The organism is Geobacillus sp. FSL W8-0026, assembly GCF_037966255.1.
Taxonomy (GTDB): Bacteria; Bacillota; Bacilli; order Bacillales; family Anoxybacillaceae; genus Geobacillus; species Geobacillus icigianus.
In genome coordinates this window covers 3,386,438-3,406,768 of sequence record NZ_CP150194.1, presented here as the reverse complement: position 1 = coordinate 3,406,768, position 20,331 = coordinate 3,386,438, and the positions used below count along the sequence as shown (strand labels likewise).

Sequence of the window (20,331 nt, the reverse complement as noted above, 5' to 3'; positions counted from 1 at the left end):
AAAGGGGAATGGGGAGGGGCCTTCGTTGTCTTTGCCGCTTGCTTCTGGTGTGTCGTATGAGCGCTATTGGGTCCTGCGTGAACAAAGCGATGATCGTTTAGAGTATATTGATGGGGCCGTGTATATGACCCCGTCGCCAAGCGTTCGGCATCAGCTCATCTCGAGCCGCCTTCATTTTCCGTTCAGTTTGTTTTTTCGAGGAAAGCCGTGCGATGTGTTGGCAGCGCCGCTTGATGTGGAACTGGTCGATGAGCAAACAGGGGCACGACATGTGGTGGTTCCGGACTTGACGGTCATTTACGGCGAAAAAGGGCTGGATGGAGCGAAGTATATCGGGGTTCCGCCGTTGATCGTCGAGATTCTCAGTCCGTCGAACCAGGCGCATGATCTTGTCACAAAGTTCAATTTGTACATGGCGTGCGGTGTCCATGAATATAGGATAGTCAATCCGATGAAACAGGCTGTGACGGTGTATGTGCTCAATAAAGAACGGCTCTATGAGCAGGCGGATGTTCAAGTGAAAACAGGAACGGTTCGCTCTATGTATTTCCCCGGGTTCGCAATCGATATGGCCGAGTTGTTTCATTGATAAGATGCCGAGAGGATGGCTTGAAAGCGAACAGCGTGGGAGCAATCCCACGCTGTTTCTATGAAAATTCCACACCGACGATCCATGGTTTTCATGCTTGGGTGAAGAGCACCCCATTGCCTATGGAATGGATTGAGGCGGCGTTCATCGCCCGCGTGATGTCCCTTTATGGCTGCTTTTGCCGCTTTTCCCGCTCTTTCACTTTTTCTTCCATCCGCTTTAGCAATTTCTCCCACGGGTTTTCCACTGTTTTTTTCTTGCGCTTTGGCTTTTCTTCCGTCATGATCAGGCGCCTCCTTTCGCTGCGGCGGATAAGGCGAGCAAGTCGCGCAGTTCATCGTCGGACAGCTCGGTGATCCACGCTTCGCCTTCGGTGATCACATCGGCGAGCGCTTGTTTTTGTTCCAGCATCTCGTCAATTTTTTCTTCAATCGTCCCGGTTGTGATCAGCTTATGGACGTGGACGAATTTCGTCTGCCCGATGCGGTAGGCGCGGTCGGTCGCTTGGTTTTCGACGGCCGGGTTCCACCAGCGGTCGAAATGGATGACGTGGTTGGCGGCGGTCAAGTTGAGCCCGGTGCCGCCCGCCTTGAGCGACAGCAGGAAAATCGACGCGTGTTGGGCTTGAAACTCCTCCACCATTCGGTCGCGCGTTGGTTTCGGGACGCCGCCGTGCAAAAACAGCACCCGCTCATCCAACAGGTCGGACAGCAGCTCTTGAATCATTTCCCCCATCCGGACATATTGGGTGAAAATCAGGCAAGACTCGTTGTTCGCCCGAATTTGCTCGACGAGTTCAACGAGTTTTTCCAGCTTGTGCGATCGTTCGACCAGTTGGCGCGGTTGGCGTTCTTTTAAATAGAGCGCTGGGTGGTCACAAATTTGCTTGACGCCGTTTACCATCTGCAAAATCAACCCGCGCCGCGCAAACGGGCTCGCCGCTTTCGCCCGTTCGAGCGTGTCGTTGACGAGCTGCTCGTACAAAGCCGCCTGCTCCGCGGTGAGCGGACAGTATTCTTTTTGCTCGATTTTATCCGGCAAATTGAGGGCGACCGCTTCATCGGTTTTCGTCCGCCGCAACAGAAACGGACGGATGAGCGCTTGGAGCGCCGCTTTTTTATGGGCATCCCCCTCTTTTTCAATCGGACCGGCAAACCGGCGTTCGAATTCGGCGGCGCTGCCGAGGTAGCCCGGATTTAAGAAGTGGAAAATGCTCCAAAGCTCGCTCAAACGGTTTTCCACCGGCGTGCCGGATAGGGCGATTTTATGGTTGCCGTTCAAGCGACGGATGGCGCGCGCCTGCTTCGTCTGGGCGTTTTTGATGTTTTGCGCTTCATCAAGGCAAATGGCATGCCAATGGATCTGTTTTATATCGTCATGATCCAAATGGGCAAGGGGGTAGGACGTAATGACGAGATCAGCCTCCCTTGCCGCCTGCAAAAAGGCATCGTTTCTCGCCCGGTTCGGCCCATGATGCACGTAGACGCGCAAAGTGGGGACGAAGCGGGCGCATTCCTTCTGCCAGTTGCCGATGACACTTGTCGGGCAAATGAGAAGCGCTGGCGCGTTCGGGCGCTCGGTGTCGTTGACGTAAGCCAAATAGGCGAGCAGCTGCACCGTTTTGCCGAGCCCCATGTCATCGGCCAAGCAGGCGCCGAAGCCAAATCGCCGCAAAAAGACGAGCCAGTCGACGCCGCGCTGCTGGTACGGACGGAGCACGCCGCGAAACGATGGCGGCACGTTCGCGCGAGGGAGCTCATCGATCGTTTGCAGCTGGCGGATCAGCGCCCGGAATTGGTCATGAACGTCGATCTCGATGGGGATCTCTTCATCCATTGCCTCCTCGCGTTCGTTGGCTTCCGCCAATAACGTTTGCGCGACGACGTCATGAATCGGCACCCCTTCTTTTTTCGCCTTCTCCATGAGCGCTTGGGCGCGACGGACTAAGGCGGGATCGAGAATGAGCCATTGGCCGCGCAGACGGATGAGGCGCCGTTGTTGTTCGGCTAGCGCGGCAAACTCTTCTTCCGTCCATTCGATGCCGTTGGTGGCCACTCGCCAGTCAAACTCGGAGAGCCGTTCGAGTCCAAAGAGCGATTCCGTGCGGACGGAAGGGGACAGCTTCGCTTTAATCGACAGCTGCGCCTGGCGGATGTCATGCCACCAGTCAGGGAGCAGCAGCCTCACCCCCGCTTCCGTCAGCTTTACGCTTTCTTCCGATAAAAAGCGCCACGCTTGGTCATCGGACAATTCACGAAGCAAAGACTCGTTTTCATCGCCAAGCCACGGCACGATCGTCTGAATGCGGTGAATGGCCCTAGCGACCGATGATTCATATGGACGCCAAGCGCGCGGCAGACGATCAAGGGGAGCGATGACGCTGTCATCGAGGGCGAGGGCTACCGGCTCGAGCGTCCATAATTCCCCGTCCTTCTCAGGTTCGGTAAGGCGCAGGCCGACGGTAAACGGCGGTCGGTCGCCGAGCCAGCCGATTTGTTCGAGCCAGTCCTCCTCTGTTCCGGTCCATTGGTCGCTCTGAGCGGCGATCAATGGATACGCCCGAACGATTTCGCCCCAGAGGCGGCGGAGTTCCGGGCCGCGGGAGAGCCAGTCGGCGATCGCCAGCGACCGCCATGTGGCGACGAACGGATCGGGGTCATCGTCCGCGCCGCGCCAACGGGTGCGTCCCGCCTCGTTCCATGCGCCGCCTGTGTTTTTCCATAAGGAAGCATCAGGAAGGAAGCGGCGCTCGCGCACATCGTTCCAGATGTGCTTCGCCCACGCTTCCAAGCGGGCGGTGAATTCGTCTGCCCATTCAACGGCTGAAAAGCGTGAATGCGGACGCAACGCGAACCAAGTGAGCGCTTGCCAAGGCGATAACCGCACGATGTCGTTTTCGATTTCGATCATCGTGCCGTAAAACGTTTCTTCATGCCAGGCCAATAACGGTGAAACCCATGAAAAGGGATGGGTGGAACCGGAGAGCTCGAAGCATCGAAGCTCTTCATTCCACCGGCAGGAAATTTGAATCGTCTCCAATGCTTTCATGGAAGCAATTTTCCTTTCTTCAATTCTTCCTGAAACGCGCGCAGGCGCGCCGTCTGGGCGAGCAATTGTTCGAGATAGGCCTCCCATTGATCGAGCCGCTTGGTGGAGCGGTATTGAGCGCGCAACGTTTTCAAATAACGGACAGCCTTTTGGTAGCTCGAGCGGTTTTTCTCGTTGAGCAGCTTCACCACTGTGCGATGATATAACGGCATGACGAGCTCTGTCCCGCGCGCTTGCAATGTTTTGAGCATCGGCGGAGGCAGCTTATCGGCGGTGATGTTCGCCCATAAGAATAGATCCACCAGTTCCTGATCGCGTCTTTGTTTATACAAAAAATGAGTGTACTCGTTGACGCTGTATGGGAGGCTGCGCTGCAAAAACTCTTCCCATGCGCCCGGGCGGTTTCGGTGGCGGGCGTACATTTCGAACCAGTGCGCGGTTTCCTCTAAAAAACTGCTTCGGACGAAAGCCGGGATATGCGAAAGATAAAGCGGCCAGTCGGGCTTTATTTTTTCCCAGACGGCTTCAAACCGCTTTAGGAGGCCGTTTTGGATGAATCGTCCGAACCATTCCGCCAAAAACACGCCTGCCTGATCGGGGAACGCGCGGTAAAGCGCGATCGCTTCGTCGTCTTCGCCAAGCAGGAAGGAAAGATGAGCAGCCGCCATGGCGGCGCGGATGTTGTCTTGGCTTTTGGCGAGCTGAAGGAGTTCGGCCCGTTCTTCTTGGCGCCAGGCCGGCTTGGTAAACAGCGTTTCCCAGGCGGTGGTGTAAAGGTCATAACCGAACGATGCCAGCTCCCCTTCCCAAAACAGCCCATCGCGAACGTATAAAATCGTCTGTTCAACCAAGGCGTTGAGCGACCGCGGCGGCGACTGGGTGGAGAATGCTTCCAAGGCGGCCAAGGCGCGGCCAGCGACATAGTTGACGTCCTGATGCCACGAAAATTGCCGGTAAGAACCGAATCCGCCGTCGCTCCACCCTTGCGCCTCTCCGTACTCGCGAAGTTTTTCCAGCAAAAACAGAGCGGCGTGCAGCTCCCGCAACGGACGGGCGCCGGCTTGCCTTCCGTTGTTTTTGCCTAGCTTCGGGAGGAGCTGGAAAGCCAAGCGATACGGCCAGTTGGCTCCACTTTGCTGGCGCGCGAAAAAGTCTTCGTACTGTCGCTCAAATTGGTCCCACCAGTCTTCAACGGTTTCATGGGCAACGACCGGAAGGCTTGTCGTTTTCCCTGTTCGTTTCGCCGCCGGCGTGTTTGGTTCATGGGCGGCCGGTTCTTTCGGCGCGGCGCTGATTTGCCCTTTTTTCCAAAGGCGAAACAGTTCTCCGTTGTCAAAGACATTGCCGTAGACATAGAAAAATAACGCTAAAATATGCGGACATAACCCTTCCGTCGGACAAGGGCAGCGATGGCGGCGGGCGGCATTGGTCAAATCAAGCATAACTTCATGAGGGGTGATATCGGAAACGACCCCTTCCACTTCATGGCTGTTGACGATCATGACATTATAAACAAGGCCGCTTCTGGCTAGATCGCGCCCTTTTTGAATCAGATGATGGAAGATGGAAAATGGGAATTCCTTCATCAATTCGCTCGCCGCCTGTTGCAAGAGCGGTTTGGAAACGGTGGTTTGCAGCATGTCGGTTCGTCCTTTCCGTTCATTTCCCTATCACTCAATTATAGCATGTCGAGATGAAGAGTGCTATGCGATTCACGGTGGAAGCAACTGGCGTTTTGATGGGGGGCTACGAGGGTTGGTGATTGAATCCTAGATACGACTTTACCATCTCATTTCTCAACTAGAGAAACCTTGTTGCATCGGTCCTGCTTTTCGCGCGTTCTCCCATTGATGAAGGGCAACAACGGTTTTTCACTGGCCTTCTAGCGAGCCGGTCGATTTCATCGTGGGAAGACGTAGGAGAAAGGGATTGGAAACAATTCCCCGTTGAGCAAATTCCAACAAGATGGAGTTCGCTTCCGAAGCAAACTGTGAGTCAAGCGCTTGATATGCTTCCTGAGTTGGCCGGCTGGCTCGACAGCCGTTATGGAACGAAACACCAAAAGGCTGTTTGTGCCATTTTGGAAGAGGTTAGAAGCGAATTAGAGCATTGTTTCGCGTTGTTGGATGAATGGGGAACGGAGAGAAAAGAAGAGAAGGAAAAACGGTTGGTTTGGCAACTCGTCGGGTTGTTTGGTTTCCCCACTCCTTCCTCCGCTCATTTTTCTATGTACTGTGTTAAGGGTATAGAACAAGGGAAAGCGGTGGTTGATTGGATCGGCCATAATCGTACGGTGACATGGGATGTTCCGGAACGGGCACAGCCGCATCTTTTGCCCGGGATGTATATCATAGCCACGGCAGGTTGCCATGATGAGATGGGAGATCCAGTTCTCGTTTACCCGCCGGCTTTCTCTCCGTACTTGGAACCGTGGCTTCAAAAGTTGAAAGAGTGGTTGGACAGGGTGAAAAAAGAAGTGCCCGTGTCTCAAGAGCGTGTGCGCGCATCGGTGGATCGTTTAAGCCGCCGGCCGTAGACATTCCCGGTCAATGCGAAAGCGACCCCTGTCTCGTAAGCGGTCAAGGGTCGCTTTCGAGTGTTGCCATCGTCTCTCATCCTACGGTTTCAGCGGCGTGGAGGATCAAAATTGGATGTAGGCGAGCCGTTTGTTAGCCTCCTCGACGTCAAAGGCGTCCGGGTCGAAATCGTCGCCTTTCATATCAGACAGCCACTCGAGCCGTTCAATCAGTTCTGGGTCGGTAAGGGAGTCTTTGTTTGCTGCTGATTCGAGCAGCTCGAGATAACCATAGACGCCACCGCAATCCTCGGGAGGACACGCCCGTTTTCCTTTCAGGCAAGTGGCGCGTTCTAGCGGTTTGGAGAGCGTTTCAATCTTTTCGACGGTGATGTTGTGGCGCCAGTAATCACCAAAATCGTAAATGTACACAAATTTTTGTTTTTCTTCCGTCAACCATTGCTCAAGCGTGGTGCGGCGAGCGTCCTCGAGCGTTTTCGCGAACCCGTGCAAGCCCCAATCGTCGGGAATGCCGATGACGATCTCGCCGAATTGGAATTCATATAAATGTGCTTGCTCCCATCCCATCGCTTCTTGGATGACCAAATGAAGCTGGTCAAACGTGGCGTGCCCAGGCACAAGGACACGGCGCCAGATGGGCGGACGGAAGCCGCTTAATGAAATTTTCAGCTGGTAGGCGGTTTTGGAGCGGCGCGGTTTCTTCGGCGGTGAGCTTTTGCTTTTTGGCGCTTCCACCCAACGACCGCGCGGGCGGGCAGATTCTGTTGAACGGAGCTTCGTCATCAGTTCGTCAATCAAATCCATGAGTTTTTTTTCTTCCATGAATATCGATCTCCTTGTCGGCTTGTTTTTGTATACTTATAGTTTAAACTATTTTTTCAAAAATCAAAATCAGTAAGGCGATCGTGATGTGAGTAAAAGAGTTGTGGGTGACGTTCAGGAAGTGACAAGGATTGCGCGCCTTTGTTCGCAACCCTCGTCGGAGCCACTAAGCGAAGCGCGGTAGAAAAAAGCAGCTCTCTTGACTGACTCTAGGAGGCTGGTGAAAAACGGTTGTTTCTCTTGATCGATGGGGGAACGTGTGAAATGCGATACCGATGCGACAAGGCTTTTCTATTTGAGAAACAAGGTTGGTAAGCAGTCTGCTTCCTTAAATCCCCAGCCTTCTAGAAGGTTGGGGAAAAACCGCTGTTTGCCTTGATTGATGATGGAACGCGTGAAGAAGATGATGCAACCAGTTTTTCTATTTGAGAAACGATTCTGAGAAGCGGTTGCGTGAGTCAATCACCGGCCCCCTAGGAACAAGGACTTTTTTCTTTTTTGTGCTAACTATGGTACAATATAGACAACGGTGAGGCCGAATTTAAAAAAAGTAGGTGACGATATGGCGGCAGTGTCGAGGAACGCCCTTTGCCCGTGCGGAAGCGGGAAAAAGTACAAGCGTTGCTGCGGAAAGGATGAAGTGGTGTCGATCGATTCGTTGATTGAGCGGGAGTTAGTCGAATGCATGCACGATGTGCTGTTGTTTGCGTCAGAACGGTATGAGGATGAGATTGTCGAAGTGATTGCCGAACGCCCGTTGGAAGATCGACCGGAAGTGCTCGATTCGGCAGTGAGTTTATTTGTGACCAATTGGGTCATTTTCTGTCGTCCGGTCGATGAAAAAGGAACGACCATTTTTTCCGCTTATATGCGAGATCGGCGTTATGCCCGCTGGCGGCCGGCTGTACAGGCGCATGTGGCACGATGGGCAGGGACGGTGCCGTCATTTGATGAGATCATTCATTTCGATGAGGAACGGCGACAGTTGCTTGTCCGCGATCTGTTAAGCGGGAAAGAAAAGCGCGTCTACCTGTTGGCGGCGCAGGAATGGCCAGAAATGGAAGAAGGCGATGTGCTGCTCGGATGTCTTGTGCCGTACAACGAGGCGTTTACATATTTTTCCGCAGTGTTTCCGTTATTGAAACAAAGCAAGGAGCGGCTCGTTCGGGCGCTGCAAGTTGAGCAGGAGCGAAGCGGGAAAACGGGGGAAGAGTTTTTGCGCCACTCTTTCCCGCTCGCGTTGGATGCGGCGATCAGCGAGTTTTTATGGCAGCTGCTCGATCAGATGGAGTGGGACGACCCGGATGAAGAGGCGGTCATTCTTGAGCTGAAACGGCACGAAGCGGATGCACCTGCGTTGCTTCTTAGCCAGGCGACGATGTTTTGGCACATGTATTGCGCGCGCGAAGCGGTCGATATCGAGAATCCTGCCGTGTATGCGGCGGCGCTCCGCTTTTTTGCCGGACAGATGATCGAAGAAAATCGCATCAGCGAGGAAGAGGTCGCCAGACGGTATGGGGTGTCGGTCGAGGACATCGAATCGACTGCGATGGAGTTTCTTTTGTTCAGCCTTGAAACGTTCGACGAGGAGGACGATGAGGATGAGGAATGGTCTGATGACATCTGGTGGGACGATGACGCCGATTGGCTGGATGTAGCCATCGACGAATGGCTGGACAAGATGGAACAATTGCTTCGCCGCGACGGTTGGGATGCGGATCAAGTGAACCGGCTGATCGACGAGGCGATCAACAAGTGGAAAAAGGACGGATTGCTTCAAGGGGTGGATGAAGAGGAGTTGCGTGAAGAACTCGAGCACTGCGTCTTTGAAATGTTTGCTGAGCGCGGGTTTTTCTAAGAGGCAGGTGATGGAATCGTGGATATGGCTTCCTAGAATCGCTTCTCAAATAGAAAAAACTTGCAACAATGCACACTTTTATTCATCAACCAGAAGGAAATCACCGTTTTTCACCAACCTTCTAAGGCGGTTGTGGGAGTCAATCACCGGCTTCCTGGTAGATTATGTAAGAAAAACAAGAAAGTGTTCCCCGCTATATAACAGCGCTCGCGTTTTTTTTTTTTTTTTTTTTTTTGTTGACGGCTGTCGCACTGACGGGCATTGTGCGGAAATGGGGCGCCCGTTGTCGGAGGAACGCCTGCGTGGGCGCTTGTTCTGTCGAGCGGTTTTTCTCGCTGACAGACAGGAAATCCGCTTCGGTGCACGAACCATATAGTAGAATGAGAGACAGCCGGGAGGGAAGGTAGATGAAGCGGGGAGGATGGCTCGCCGCATGGTTTTGTTTATGTTGGATTGCGGCTTTGGCTTGGCCGACAGGAGCGGAAGGGGAGAAGGAAAAAACAGAACGGTTTGTCGTCGTGACCACGGATGAGGTCAACGTTCGCCAAGGGCCGGGCGTGCCGTACCGCTCCGTGGCGATCGTTCACCGCGGTGAGACGTATGCATCGGTCGCGGAGGAAGGCGGTTGGATGAAAATCCGTTGGAAATCAGGACAAATCGGTTGGCTCGCAGCCACGTACGCCGCTCCCGTCGAACGAATGGAGAAAGTGACAGTGGACAAGCTTCGTCTTCGCCAACAACCGCGTTTTGACGGGCGCGTCATCGGCTATTTGTGGCAGGGAGACCAAGTGGCTGTCATTCAAGAAGAGGGTAAATGGAAAAAAGTAGTTAGTGACGATGCCGTTGGCTGGGTGGCGGCGTCGTATTTGACCGCTGTTGAAGCAGCGGGTGCGGCGCAAACGGGCGTTGTGACCGTAGATTCATTGAACGTGCGAACGGCGCCGACATTGGAGGCGGAGCGGATCGGCCGGCTCGGTCAGGGAGATGGCGTCGAGATTGTCGCGGCGAAGCGAGGCTGGTATCAAATCAAAACGCGTTCGGGGCTGGAAGGTTGGGCGGTGGCGGAGTATATCAAAACGGATGGCAAGCAAGCGCCGGGCGCTGACAACGAAGACGCCGCCTCCGCCATGGCTGTGGAGGCTCGCTTCGCTTCTTTGTCCAAACAGGCGCCGGGCTCGTATATGTATTCATGGACGCGCGCACCGATTCAAGTGCTTGCCGGAAAAACGATCGTCCTTGACGCCGGCCACGGTGGCAAGGACGGCGGGGCGCAGAGCGCGGATGGCATCATGGAAAAAGCGCTGACGATCAAAACGGCGGAGCGGCTCAAACAAAAACTGGAAAAGCTCGGCGCCCGAGTCGTGTTGACGCGCACGGGGGATGATTACGTGCCGCTGTCGGCGCGCGTCGCCGCGGCCCGCCTGTATCAAGCCGATGCCTTTATCAGCTTGCATTACGACAGTGCAGAGGATCCGGCGGCCTCTGGCATCACTGTCTACTATTATGACCGATTTGCCGACTACGGTTTAGCGCAGTCGTTTCAAGGCCCGTTCTCGCAGCTTGCCGCGTTGCCGTTCCGGGGCGTTGCGTTTGGCGACTATTACGTGCTGCGGGAAAATGAACAGCCGTCCGTGCTGCTTGAGCTCGGCTATTTAAGCAACCGCTCGGATGCGGCGACAGCGGCGACCGACGGCTATCAGGAAGCGGTGACAACGGCGATTGCGGCTGCGGTAAAGCAGTATTTTGAATAAACAACGACGGACATCCGAGTTCGTGGGCTTGTAGAGTACGAGGGTGCGGTATACATGAAAGACATCGAGGCTTGGCGGTCTGTTCGTTGCTTATGATCGATCGGCTGTCATCAAGCGAACGGAAACACGCTGCGCAACCGGGGATTCTCCCGGTTTTCTTTTGGCCGCAGATAGTTCTCCGGCTCATGGTGCACACTTGTTCCCGTTGGGGTCTCCTTGCGCAACAAGAAGTCGAGAAAAGCAGTCTGTTTTCTTCAATCACCAACCTTCTAGGTGAAATGAGCGCCATCATTGGCTGATAGTGATGTTGGAAAAGGTTCATGGTCAGCTAGCGAAACATCCCCAGCTGGCGCGGGATGCCCCCGAAAAGTGAAGTGGTTGACAAAATAGTTAAAAAAGTATAATGTTTTTCATGGAAAAGCTCTTAGCCAGTGCGATCTGCCCTCCACCTAGGGATGAAAATCAACGGTATAATGGATTTTTAAAGATGATAACCGTTTAAATCACTGAAATGATATATATCAGAATACTCAATTTATTTTCTCGAAAATGGAAATGAGGGAGATTATGAAGGCACGGGATGTGGTATTGACGGGATTGATGCTCTTTTCGCTCTTTTTCGGGGCTGGAAACTTAATTTTCCCCCCGTATTTAGGAATGGAAGCTGGGACGGCGGTGTGGCCGGCGATCGCCGGCTTCATCATCACGGGCGTGGGGCTGCCGTTGCTGTCGGTCGCGGCGGTGGCGTTCGTCCAAGACGGCATCCGTTCGCTCGGTCAAGGTGTCCATCCGCTGTTTCGTTTCTGTTTTTCGTTGGCTGTGTATTTGGCGATCGGCCCGTTTTTTGGTATTCCGCGGGCGGCGAGCGTCGCTTACGAAATCGGGGCGAAGCCGTTTTTCCCTGCGAGCGGATCGCTTGTGATGTGGCTGTTTACCGGCGTCTTTTTCGCTCTTGTCTATTGGCTCAGTTTAAACCCGTCCAAGTTGGTTGATCGGATCGGTCAATGGCTGACGCCGATGTTGTTGCTGTCGATTGCTGTGCTTTGCCTCACCGGCTTGGTCCGGTTGGATGACCCGCAGGCCGAGCCGGTGGAAAAATATGCTTCGGCTCCGTTGGCCAAAGGGATGCTCGAAGGGTATTTAACGATGGATACGATCGCGGCTCTTGCCTTTGGCATCGTCGTCATTCAAGCGCTTCGCGACCGTGGAATCGATCGGCCGGCGCTGCAGGCGAAAGCGACGATTCAATCGGGCGTGATCGCGGCAGCGGGGCTTGCGCTTGTGTATGCCGGCATTGCCGGCGTGGGCGCGAGAATGGCTGGGGCCGGTTCGTTTGCGAACGGGGCTGAGCTGCTTTCGCATGTGTCCTCGCTTCTGTTTGGTAGCGGCGGAAAGGTGCTGCTCGGGGTGATTGTCGCGCTGGCTTGCCTGACGACCGCGATTGGCTTGGTGGCCGCTTGTGCGCAATATTTTCACGAGCTGACTCCGGCTGTATCGTATCGGGCTTATGTCACCGCGCTGACCCTCTTTAGCTTTGTCATGTCCAATCTCGGGTTAAACGCGCTGATCGCTGTATCCGTTCCGGTGTTGACGATGTTGTATCCGTTGGCGATTGTGCTCGTCGTCTTGTCGTTTTTCCACCGCTTTTTCCGCGGCTCGGCGAAAGTGTACGGTATGGCGCTGCTGTTTACCGGCGTGTTCAGTCTGTACGACGGGTTCAAGGCAATGGGGGTGGAAACGGCGTGGCTTGAGCCGCTTCTGTCTTGGGCGCCGCTGTTTTCCGTTGGGCTTGGTTGGGTGGTGCCCGCGCTGATCGGTGCTGTGCTTGGTTTTCTCATCGATTGGCCGACCGTTATGAACCGAAAACACGCCGCATAACCGGGGCTGCACTGCACCTCGGTTTTTTTTTTTTTTTTGGCACATGTTGGCGGTCGGACGGAAATCGTGAAAATCGACAAGCGATTCGCTATAATGAGTACAAGCGACTACGGCCGCAAAGGATCAATAAAGGTGTGGAAAACGATGAACATCGCGATCGCAGGAACAGGATATGTGGGGCTCGTGACCGCCGCTTGTTTGGCGGATAAAGGGCATAGCGTCACATGTGTGGACGTGAATGCGGAAAAAATCCGCTTGTTAAACGACGGCGCCATCCCGATTTACGAACCGGGGCTGGAGCCGCTCATTGAGCGGAACCGCGCCCGCCTTCGCTTTGCAACTGATGACAAGGAAGCGTATCGAGAGGCGGAAGTGATCATGATCGCCGTCGGCACGCCCCCATTGCCGGACGGATCGGTGCGGCTCAACGACGTCTGGGAGGTGTTGCGCCGCATTGCGTTGACGGCGGAGCGCGACTGCTTGGTCGCCATCAAATCAACCGTGCCGGTCGGCACCGGAGATGAAGCCGCCCGCTTTTTGGCCGAGCATGCGCGCCATCGCGTGCGGTTTGACGTCGTTTCCAACCCGGAGTTTCTCTCACAAGGGACGGCGGTGCGCGATACGCTGCAGGCGCCGCGCATCGTATTGGGAGTGGATTCGGACCGCGCTGAACGGGCGATGAAGGAGCTGTACGCCCCGTTTGCGCTTCCGTATGTGGTCACCGACCGGAAAAGCGCGGAGATGATCAAATACGCCGCCAATGTGTTTTTAGCGTTGAAAATTTCTTATATCAACGAAATCGCGAACGTGTGCGAACTAACCGGTGCCGACATTGAGGCGGTGGCGGAAGGAATCGGCATGGATCCGCGCATCGGCCGCCGCTTTTTGCGCGCTGGCGTTGGCTACGGCGGCTCTTGCCTGCCGAAAGATGCGAACGCCTTGTATGCCCTAGCTGCTTCCTACGGCTATTCGCTCAAAACGGTTTGGGCGGCGATCGATGTCAACGAAAAGCAAAAGTGGAAGCTGATCGATAAGGCGCGTTCGTATATCGGCGACTTTCGCAACCAAACGGTGGCGGTGCTCGGCGCGGCGTTCAAGCCTGGCACCGATGATGTGCGCGAGTCGCCCGCCTTGGCGAACATCGAATGGCTCATTGCCGAAGGGGCAAACGTGCGCGTCTGGGATCCGGCTGCCCTAGGGCATGTCGCCCGCCGGTTCGGCGATGCGGTCGTCTGTTGCCAGACGATCGAGGACGCCATCCGCAACGCGGACGTTTGCTTGATTTTCACCGAATGGCCGGCCGTCCTGCAGTTTGACCTTGGCCGCTACAAGGCGCTCATGAACACGCCGCTGGTGGTGGACGGACGCAATTGCTATGACGTCAAACAAGCAGCGGCCGCCGGCTTGATCTATGAGTCGATCGGACGGCCGCTGGCGGGTGGGGCACTAGGCGTTTCGTTGCACGCTCCGGTCACAACTCAAGGAGAAACAGAAGGAGGCCGGTGAAAAATCGCTGCTTGCCTTGATCGATGATGGAACGCGCAAACATAGAGGCTGATGCAACAAGCTTTTTCGACTTGAAAAACAGTTCCGGCAAGCGGTTGCGCGAGTCAATCACCGGCCTCCTAGAAGGCTGGTGAAAAACGGTTGTTTCTCTTGAGCAATGGGGGAACACTTGAAAGGCGATCCTGATGCGACAAGGTTTATCTATTTGAGAAACGGGCTTGATAAGCGACTTGTCCCCTTAAATCATCGGTCTCCTAGAAGGCCGATGAAAAACCACTGATTCCGTTCATCAATGGGGGAACGCGTGAAAATCAGGACCGATGCAACAATGTTTTTCTAATTGAGAAATGACATGGTAAAGCCGTATAAATGGTTAAATCACCAGCCTCCAGACTCTCCTTGGGACCGGCAAGAAATATCAAGGAACAAGCGAATCAGGCGCGGCGTTGTTCGCCCTCGAGAAGGGAGCAGAGGAGGGAGGTGTGTGCCATTCGCCTTCGATTAGGGATATTCGGGGCAGACGATTCATTGCCGATCATTCAAGCAGTGGTAGAGGCGTATAAGGAATTCGTTTGTCTTCCCGTTGTTTATTGGTATGAAAGCGAAATTCTCGATTTAATTCGACCGCTTGCTTCAGAAGCGGATATGTGGTTGTTTTCCGGACAAGTGCCGTATTCGATCGTCAAGCAGTCCGGAGAGATCGAGGCGCCGCTGTTTTATGTGCCGCATATTGGTGCCAGTTTGTATCGGACGCTGCTACAGGTGCACTATACGAAACGGATTCCGGTCAGCCGGCTTAGTTTTGACACGTACCAACGCCGCGAAATCGAACGGCTGCTGGAAGAAGCGGGCATCGAGGAATCGATTCCATACGTCAAGCATTACGAGGGAGGAATTTCGGCTCAGGAACTGTCCGACTATCATTACCTCCTTTGGAAACAAGGGAAAACGGAAGCGGCGGTCACCTGTTTGCGGACCGCTCATCTCGAACTGGAGAAACTCGGGATGCCGGTGTACCGTGTATTGCCCGCCCGCTCAGCGGTGGAAGCGGTCATCCAAACCATCATTCGCACGGGACAGATGCTGCAGGCGCAAGATGCGCAAATCGCTGTGCAAATGATTGAAGTCGATGCGATGCAGGCCGTCTCCCCCGAGACCTTTTCGACGGATGACATGTATCGTCTAGAGATGAAAACAACGGAAAAATTGTTGCGGTATGCAAGAAAAGTTCAAGGATCACTGAAGAGCGCAGGGCCAGGCCGCTACGTCATTTTTACAACGAGAGGCGCATTGAAAGAGATGACCGCTGGCTATAAAACGATTCCACCGGCCGAAGAGATGGCCCATCTTTATGAGGAAATCGCAGCGTGTGGCATCGGCATCGGGCGAACAGCGTACGAGGCGGAAATTCAGGCGGGAAAAGCGTTTTTGCATGCGAAACAGCACGGAAGGGGCGCCTGGATGGCGGCTTTTGATGATGGGACGATCGCCGGTCCGTTGGGGGCAAGAGAACAAATCCGCTATTCGCTCGGCGGCGAGGAGCTGCGGGAGCTGGCAGAACGCACAAGGTTAAGCGTCGCAACGATCGGCAAACTGCAAGCGGTTTTGCGCAAGCGCGGCAACAATGAAATTGAAGCCCATGAGCTGGCGGCGTATATGCAAATTTTGCCGCGCAGTGCTCGTCGGATTTTAAAAGAACTGGAAGCTGCTGGTCTCGCGGAAGCCATTGGGGAGACGAACCCCTATCCCCGCGGTCGGCCGCGGAAAGTGTATCGCCTTTTTTTATAAAGTGAATCGGCTTCGGTCGTTTGTCGAAGCCGATTTTTAGTTGAAAAAAAACCATGTGTAAACGAAAAACAAAGGCGGGGAGCATCGCCTTGGAGAAACAGGAAAACCCCTGCTTGGCTGGGTTGGCAAAACGAGAACGTTTGGAAGAGAAATATTCAAATTATTCAGTTATTTACTATTTAAAAATTTAGAATAATTTGTTATAATTAAGGACATAACCGAAATTCATCCGTAAATCGCCGGAAAGAGGGGAAGTGGGTTGGTTCAAGGGGAACGTCTTTGGCGACGGCTGATGGAGTTGGGGGAGATAGGGAAACAGCCGAGTGGCGGGGTGACGAGGCTCTCGTTCACGGCTGAGGAACGGCGGGCGAAAGACTTGGTCGTTTCTTACATGCGTGAAGCAGGGCTGGCTGTGCATGAAGATGCGGCAGGCAACGTAATCGGACGGAAAGAAGGGACGAATCGAGAAGCCTCTGTTGTTCTCATCGGATCGCATTTGGATTCGGTTTACAACGGTGGGCGCTTTGACGGTCCGCTTGGAGTGCTGGCGGGCATCGAAGTCGTTCAATCGATGAACGAGCAAGGAGTGAAGACACATTACCCGATCGAAGTCGTAGCGTTTACGGACGAGGAAGGAGCGCGCTTTCGTTTCGGTATGATCGGCAGCCGTGCCATGGCTGGGACGCTGCCGCTGGAAGCGCTCGACTACCGCGATGCGAACGGAATTTCTGTTGCCGAAGCGATGAGGCGGGCGGGGGGTGATCCGAACCGCTTGCACGAGGCGGCGCGAAAACGCGGAACGGTGAAAGCCTATGTCGAATTGCACATCGAACAAGGGCGGGTGCTTGAGGAAGCAGGGCTTCCTGTTGGCATTGTCACCGGCATCGCTGGGCTGATTTGGGTGAAATTTACGATCGAAGGAAAGGCGGAACACGCCGGAGCGACGCCGATGTCATTGCGCCGTGATCCGTTGGTGGCAGCTGCCCACATCATGGCCGTGATAGAAGAGGAGGCGCGTCGGACCGGGACAACGGTCGGAACGGTCGGACAGCTTCATGTGTTTCCAGGCGGCATTAATATCATTCCCGAACGAGTCGAATTTGTGCTAGATTTGCGTGATTTGAACGCAGAGGTGCGCGACCGAGTCTGGAACATGATCGCTACGCAGGCAGAGAAGATCGCCGCTAGTCGGAACGTTCGTCTCATGATGGAGCGGCTGCAAGACATGCCGCCGGTGCTATGTTCTGAGGTGGTAAAACAGGCCGCGGAAAGGGCGTGCAAGCAGCTCGGGTATCCACCGTTTTGGCTGCCGAGCGGTGCGGCCCATGACGGGGTGCAGTTGGCTCCTCTTTGCCCGATCGGAATGATCTTTGTCCGCTCCCAAGACGGGGTGAGCCATAACCCGGCGGAATGGAGCACGAAAGAGGATTGTGCAGCGGGAGCGGCGGTCCTTTATCATACCGTATGGCAGCTGGCGCAAGCGGAATAACGAAAAAGATGAACAAAGGTTGTGGCGAATGTTGGAAAAAATTCACGCGACCTGTCTGATTGAGGATCATGGGGCATTTCCAGAGCCGAATTCGTCTTTGATCGACGCCTGACCAAAGGGAAGAACAAAGAACAGGAGGAGAACTCAGATGACAAGGGAAGAAATCAAACGACTCGTTGATGAAGTGAAAGCGGACGTCATCGCTTGGCGCCGCCATCTGCACGCCCATCCTGAATTGTCATTCCAAGAGGAGAAAACGGCGCAGTTTGTTTTCGAGACGCTGCAATCGTTCGGCCACCTTGAGCTTTCACGGCCGACGAAAACGAGCGTGATGGCGCGGCTTGTCGGCAAGCAGCCCGGGCGGGTCGTCGCCATTCGCGCCGATATGGACGCGCTGCCGATTCAAGAGGAAAACTCGTTTGAATTTGCCTCGAAAAACCCCGGCGTCATGCATGCGTGCGGCCATGACGGCCATACGGCGATGCTGCTTGGAACGGCGAAAATTTTTTCCCAGCTGCGCGATGCCATCCGCGGCGAGATTCGCTTTTTGTTCCAACATGCGGAAGAACTGTTCCCAGGCGGGGCGGAAGAGATGGTGCAAGCGGGCGTCATGGACGGGGTCGATGTCGTCATCGGCACACACCTTTGGTCGCCGCTGGAGCGCGGAAAAGTCGGCATCGTGTACGGGCCGATGATGGCGGCACCGGACCGCTTTTTCATTCGCATTATCGGCAAAGGCGGCCACGGGGCCATGCCGCATCAAACGATCGATGCCATCGCCATCGGGGCGCAAGTCGTGACGAACTTGCAGCACATCGTCTCGCGCTACGTCGACCCAATCGAGCCGCTCGTTGTGTCCGTGACGCAATTTGTCGCCGGCACGGCGCATAACGTCCTGCCCGGAGAGGTCGAAATCCAAGGGACGGTGCGCACGTTTGACGACACGTTGCGGCGCACGGTGCCGCAATGGATGGAGCGCATTGTCAAAGGCATTACCGAAGCGCACGGCGCCTCGTACGAGTTCCAATTTGACTACGGCTATCGCCCGGTGATCAACCATGACGAAGTGACCCGCGTCATTGAGGAAACAGCGCGCGAACTGTTGGGCGACGAAGCCGTCGCCCGCTTGAAACCGAACATGGGCGGCGAAGATTTCTCTGCCTTCTTGCAAAAAGCGCCGGGCAGCTTCTTTTACGTCGGCGCCCGAAACGAGGAAAAAGGCATCGTGTACCCGCACCATCACCCGCGCTTTACGATCGACGAAGACGCGCTCGAGATCGGCGTGCGGCTGTTTGTCGGCGCAACGTTGAAATTGTTGGCGGAAGCGGAATAGGCGCTTCCGCTCATCTCAAGAAAGGGGAGAGAGAATGAAGTCTATCCGTTGGCTGATGGTGCTGCCGTTTGTTGGCATGCTTGGCGGCATCCCATTTGTGAACAAGGTCGAACCTTACGTGTTCGGAATGCCGTTACTTCTCTTTTGGCTAGTTGCCTGGGTGATCGCTACGTCGGTCATTATGGCGATTGTGTATCGCTTTGATCCCGCGGTGAAGGAGGATGAGCAAACATGAATGCAGCGTTAGTCATTATTTTTGCGTTCTTGTTGCTTTCCCTTTATTTAGGTCTACAGGCGCGCAAAGGGAAAGATATGAATTTGGAACAATGGACCGTCGGCGGCCGCGGGTTTGGTACGATGTTTGTGTTTCTCTTGATGGCCGGCGAGATTTACACAACGTTTACCTTCCTTGGCGGGAGCGGTTGGGCCTACGGCAAGGGCGGTCCGACGTTCTACATCATCGCTTACGGCTGCCTAGCCTATGTACTATCGTATTGGATGATGCCGAACGTATGGAAGTATGCGAAAGAACATCGATTGATGTCCCAATCCGATTTCTTCGCTCGTAAGTATGATAGCCCGATGCTCGGCGTTCTCGTGGCGCTTGTGGGGGTTGTGGCGCTCATTCCGTACTTGGTGCTGCAATTGAAAGGACTCGGTATTATCGTGTCCCAAGCTTCTTACGGCACGATTTCCCCGACTGCTGCGATCTGGATCGGTGTGCTGGCGGTAACGATCTACGTAATGATTTCAGGCATTCACGGTTCGGCATGGACGGCGGTTGTGAAAGATATCATGATTTTGGTCGTGGCCGTCTTTTTAGGGATCTATCTTCCGTTCCACTATTACGGTGGCATTCAGCCGATGTTTGAGGCGGTCGAGCAGGCGAAACCTGGATTTTTAGCATTGCCAGACAAAGGGATGAGCGTCTCATGGTTCATCTCAACCGTGTTGTTGACGGCGCTTGGTTTTTATATGTGGCCTCATACGTTCGGCTCGATTTATTCGGCAAAAAGCGCCAACGTTTTTCGGAAAAATGCCATTGTTCTGCCGATTTATCAGTTAATCTTACTATTTGTGTTTTTCGTCGGTTTTACGGCTATTTTGCAAGTGCCGGGTCTCGAAGGTTCAGATGCGGATTTGGCTTTGTTGAAATTATCAGTGAAAACATTTGATCCATGGGTGGTGGGATTGATCGGTGCTGCCGGGCTGCTCACCGCCATGGTGCCGGGGTCGATGATTTTGATGACTGCATCGACGTTGCTTGTGAAAAATGTGTATCAAGTGTTTGCGCCGTCCGCAACGGACGAGCAAGTCGCCAAGTTGGCGAAATATCTCGTTCCGGTCATCGCCCTTGTTTCGTTGTACGTTACGTTTCGAGGCGGCGATACGATCGTGGCGCTGCTACTTATGGGATACAGTCTCGTGACGCAATTGTTCCCATCGTTTTTGTTCAGCTTGTGGAAGCAAAACTTTGTCACGAAGCAAGGAGCGTTTGCGGGCATTTTGGCTGGCGTCGCGACGGTTGCGTACATTACGTTATCCGGCAGCAGCGTCGGCACGTTGTTCCCATCGCTGCCGCAAGCGGTGCAAGACTTAAACGTTGGCATTGTCGCGTTGATCATTAATATGGTTGTTACCGTTGTTGTTAGTTGGATTCCGTTTCATACGGTGAGTACGAACGAAAGAAAACAAGTGATGTAAAGCGTTATCGCTTGAATAGGGATGATATG

General features: G+C 54.4%; 14 protein-coding genes. 11 read left to right on the top strand and 3 right to left on the bottom strand.

Going from position 1 to position 20,331, the window contains the following annotated elements:
• Positions 1 to 25: 25 nt before the first annotated feature.
• Positions 26 to 589, top strand: a complete 564-nt coding sequence (locus tag NST29_RS17035; protein WP_033842915.1) for a Uma2 family endonuclease — start codon at positions 26 to 28, stop codon at positions 587 to 589.
• Between the two features lie 285 nt (positions 590 to 874).
• Here the strand turns inward: NST29_RS17035 and NST29_RS17030 are convergent, their stop codons facing one another.
• Together NST29_RS17030 and NST29_RS17025 are read right to left on the bottom strand one after the other, a co-directional pair.
• The gene (locus tag NST29_RS17030; RefSeq protein WP_339232495.1) at positions 875 to 3,637 is read right to left on the bottom strand and encodes a DEAD/DEAH box helicase; all 2,763 of its coding nucleotides are present in this window, start codon (positions 3,635 to 3,637) and stop codon (positions 875 to 877) included.
• Entirely contained in the window at positions 3,634 to 5,277 is a 1,644-nt protein-coding gene (locus NST29_RS17025; protein ID WP_033018196.1) for a hypothetical protein, read from the bottom strand. Before NST29_RS17025 ends, NST29_RS17030 begins: the two co-directional genes overlap by 4 nt.
• A 350-nt stretch (positions 5,278 to 5,627) precedes the next feature.
• Here NST29_RS17025 and NST29_RS17020 point away from each other — a divergent pair, with 350 nt between their 5' ends.
• Positions 5,628 to 6,173: a hypothetical protein gene (locus NST29_RS17020; protein WP_033018195.1), complete on the top strand. Its 546-nt coding sequence runs from the start codon at positions 5,628 to 5,630 to the stop codon at positions 6,171 to 6,173.
• Between the two features lie 105 nt (positions 6,174 to 6,278).
• Here the strand turns inward: NST29_RS17020 and NST29_RS17015 are convergent, their stop codons facing one another.
• A complete protein-coding gene (locus NST29_RS17015) occupies positions 6,279 to 6,995 on the bottom strand; it encodes a plasmid pRiA4b ORF-3 family protein (protein ID WP_033018194.1) in 717 nt (238 codons plus the stop codon).
• 562 nt (positions 6,996 to 7,557) lie between these two features.
• Between NST29_RS17015 and NST29_RS17010 the strand changes: the two genes are divergently transcribed.
• From NST29_RS17010 to NST29_RS16970, 9 genes are all read left to right on the top strand, one after another.
• Entirely contained in the window at positions 7,558 to 8,853 is a 1,296-nt protein-coding gene (locus NST29_RS17010; protein WP_033018193.1) for an SEC-C domain-containing protein, read from the top strand.
• A gap of 407 nt (positions 8,854 to 9,260) precedes the next feature.
• The gene (locus NST29_RS17005) at positions 9,261 to 10,604 is read left to right on the top strand and encodes an N-acetylmuramoyl-L-alanine amidase (RefSeq protein ID WP_033018192.1); all 1,344 of its coding nucleotides are present in this window, start codon (positions 9,261 to 9,263) and stop codon (positions 10,602 to 10,604) included.
• Between the two features lie 567 nt (positions 10,605 to 11,171).
• On the top strand, positions 11,172 to 12,482 hold the full coding sequence (gene brnQ, locus NST29_RS17000; RefSeq protein WP_033018190.1) for a branched-chain amino acid transport system II carrier protein: 1,311 nt from the start codon (positions 11,172 to 11,174) through the stop codon (positions 12,480 to 12,482).
• A 144-nt stretch (positions 12,483 to 12,626) separates the two neighbouring features.
• Entirely contained in the window at positions 12,627 to 13,988 is a 1,362-nt protein-coding gene (locus NST29_RS16995; protein WP_033018189.1) for a UDP-glucose/GDP-mannose dehydrogenase family protein, read from the top strand.
• 480 nt (positions 13,989 to 14,468) lie between these two features.
• Positions 14,469 to 15,776 carry a hypothetical protein gene (locus tag NST29_RS16990; RefSeq protein ID WP_033018188.1) on the top strand — a complete coding sequence of 436 codons (1,308 nt, stop codon included), beginning with the start codon at positions 14,469 to 14,471 and terminating at the stop codon, positions 15,774 to 15,776.
• Positions 15,777 to 16,035: 259 nt separating this feature from the next.
• Positions 16,036 to 17,265, top strand: a complete 1,230-nt coding sequence (locus NST29_RS16985; RefSeq protein WP_061912542.1) for a hydantoinase/carbamoylase family amidase — start codon at positions 16,036 to 16,038, stop codon at positions 17,263 to 17,265.
• A gap of 148 nt (positions 17,266 to 17,413) precedes the next feature.
• Entirely contained in the window at positions 17,414 to 18,598 is a 1,185-nt protein-coding gene (locus NST29_RS16980) for a M20 family metallopeptidase (RefSeq protein ID WP_033021762.1), read from the top strand.
• 34 nt (positions 18,599 to 18,632) lie between these two features.
• Entirely contained in the window at positions 18,633 to 18,833 is a 201-nt protein-coding gene (locus NST29_RS16975; protein WP_033021764.1) for a DUF3311 domain-containing protein, read from the top strand.
• Positions 18,830 to 20,302, top strand: a complete 1,473-nt coding sequence (locus tag NST29_RS16970) for a sodium:solute symporter (protein ID WP_033021766.1) — start codon at positions 18,830 to 18,832, stop codon at positions 20,300 to 20,302. The genes NST29_RS16975 and NST29_RS16970 overlap by 4 nt, the downstream gene beginning before the upstream one ends.
• Positions 20,303 to 20,331 lie beyond the last annotated feature (29 nt).

Excerpts from the sequence above, each read along its gene's own strand:
- NST29_RS17030 (WP_339232495.1), bottom strand. The coding sequence starts at position 3,637 with ATGAAAGCATTGGAGACGATTCAAATTTCCTGCCGGTGGAATGAAGAG.
- NST29_RS17025 (WP_033018196.1), bottom strand. The coding sequence starts at position 5,277 with ATGCTGCAAACCACCGTTTCCAAACCGCTCTTGCAACAGGCGGCGAGC.
- NST29_RS17015 (WP_033018194.1), bottom strand. The coding sequence starts at position 6,995 with ATGGAAGAAAAAAAACTCATGGATTTGATTGACGAACTGATGACGAAG.
- NST29_RS17010 (WP_033018193.1), top strand. The coding sequence starts at position 7,558 with ATGGCGGCAGTGTCGAGGAACGCCCTTTGCCCGTGCGGAAGCGGGAAA.
- NST29_RS17005 (WP_033018192.1), top strand. The coding sequence starts at position 9,261 with ATGAAGCGGGGAGGATGGCTCGCCGCATGGTTTTGTTTATGTTGGATT.
- brnQ (WP_033018190.1), top strand. The coding sequence starts at position 11,172 with ATGAAGGCACGGGATGTGGTATTGACGGGATTGATGCTCTTTTCGCTC.
- NST29_RS16995 (WP_033018189.1), top strand. The coding sequence starts at position 12,627 with ATGAACATCGCGATCGCAGGAACAGGATATGTGGGGCTCGTGACCGCC.
- NST29_RS16980 (WP_033021762.1), top strand. The coding sequence starts at position 17,414 with ATGACAAGGGAAGAAATCAAACGACTCGTTGATGAAGTGAAAGCGGAC.
- NST29_RS16975 (WP_033021764.1), top strand. The coding sequence starts at position 18,633 with ATGAAGTCTATCCGTTGGCTGATGGTGCTGCCGTTTGTTGGCATGCTT.
- NST29_RS16970 (WP_033021766.1), top strand. The coding sequence starts at position 18,830 with ATGAATGCAGCGTTAGTCATTATTTTTGCGTTCTTGTTGCTTTCCCTT.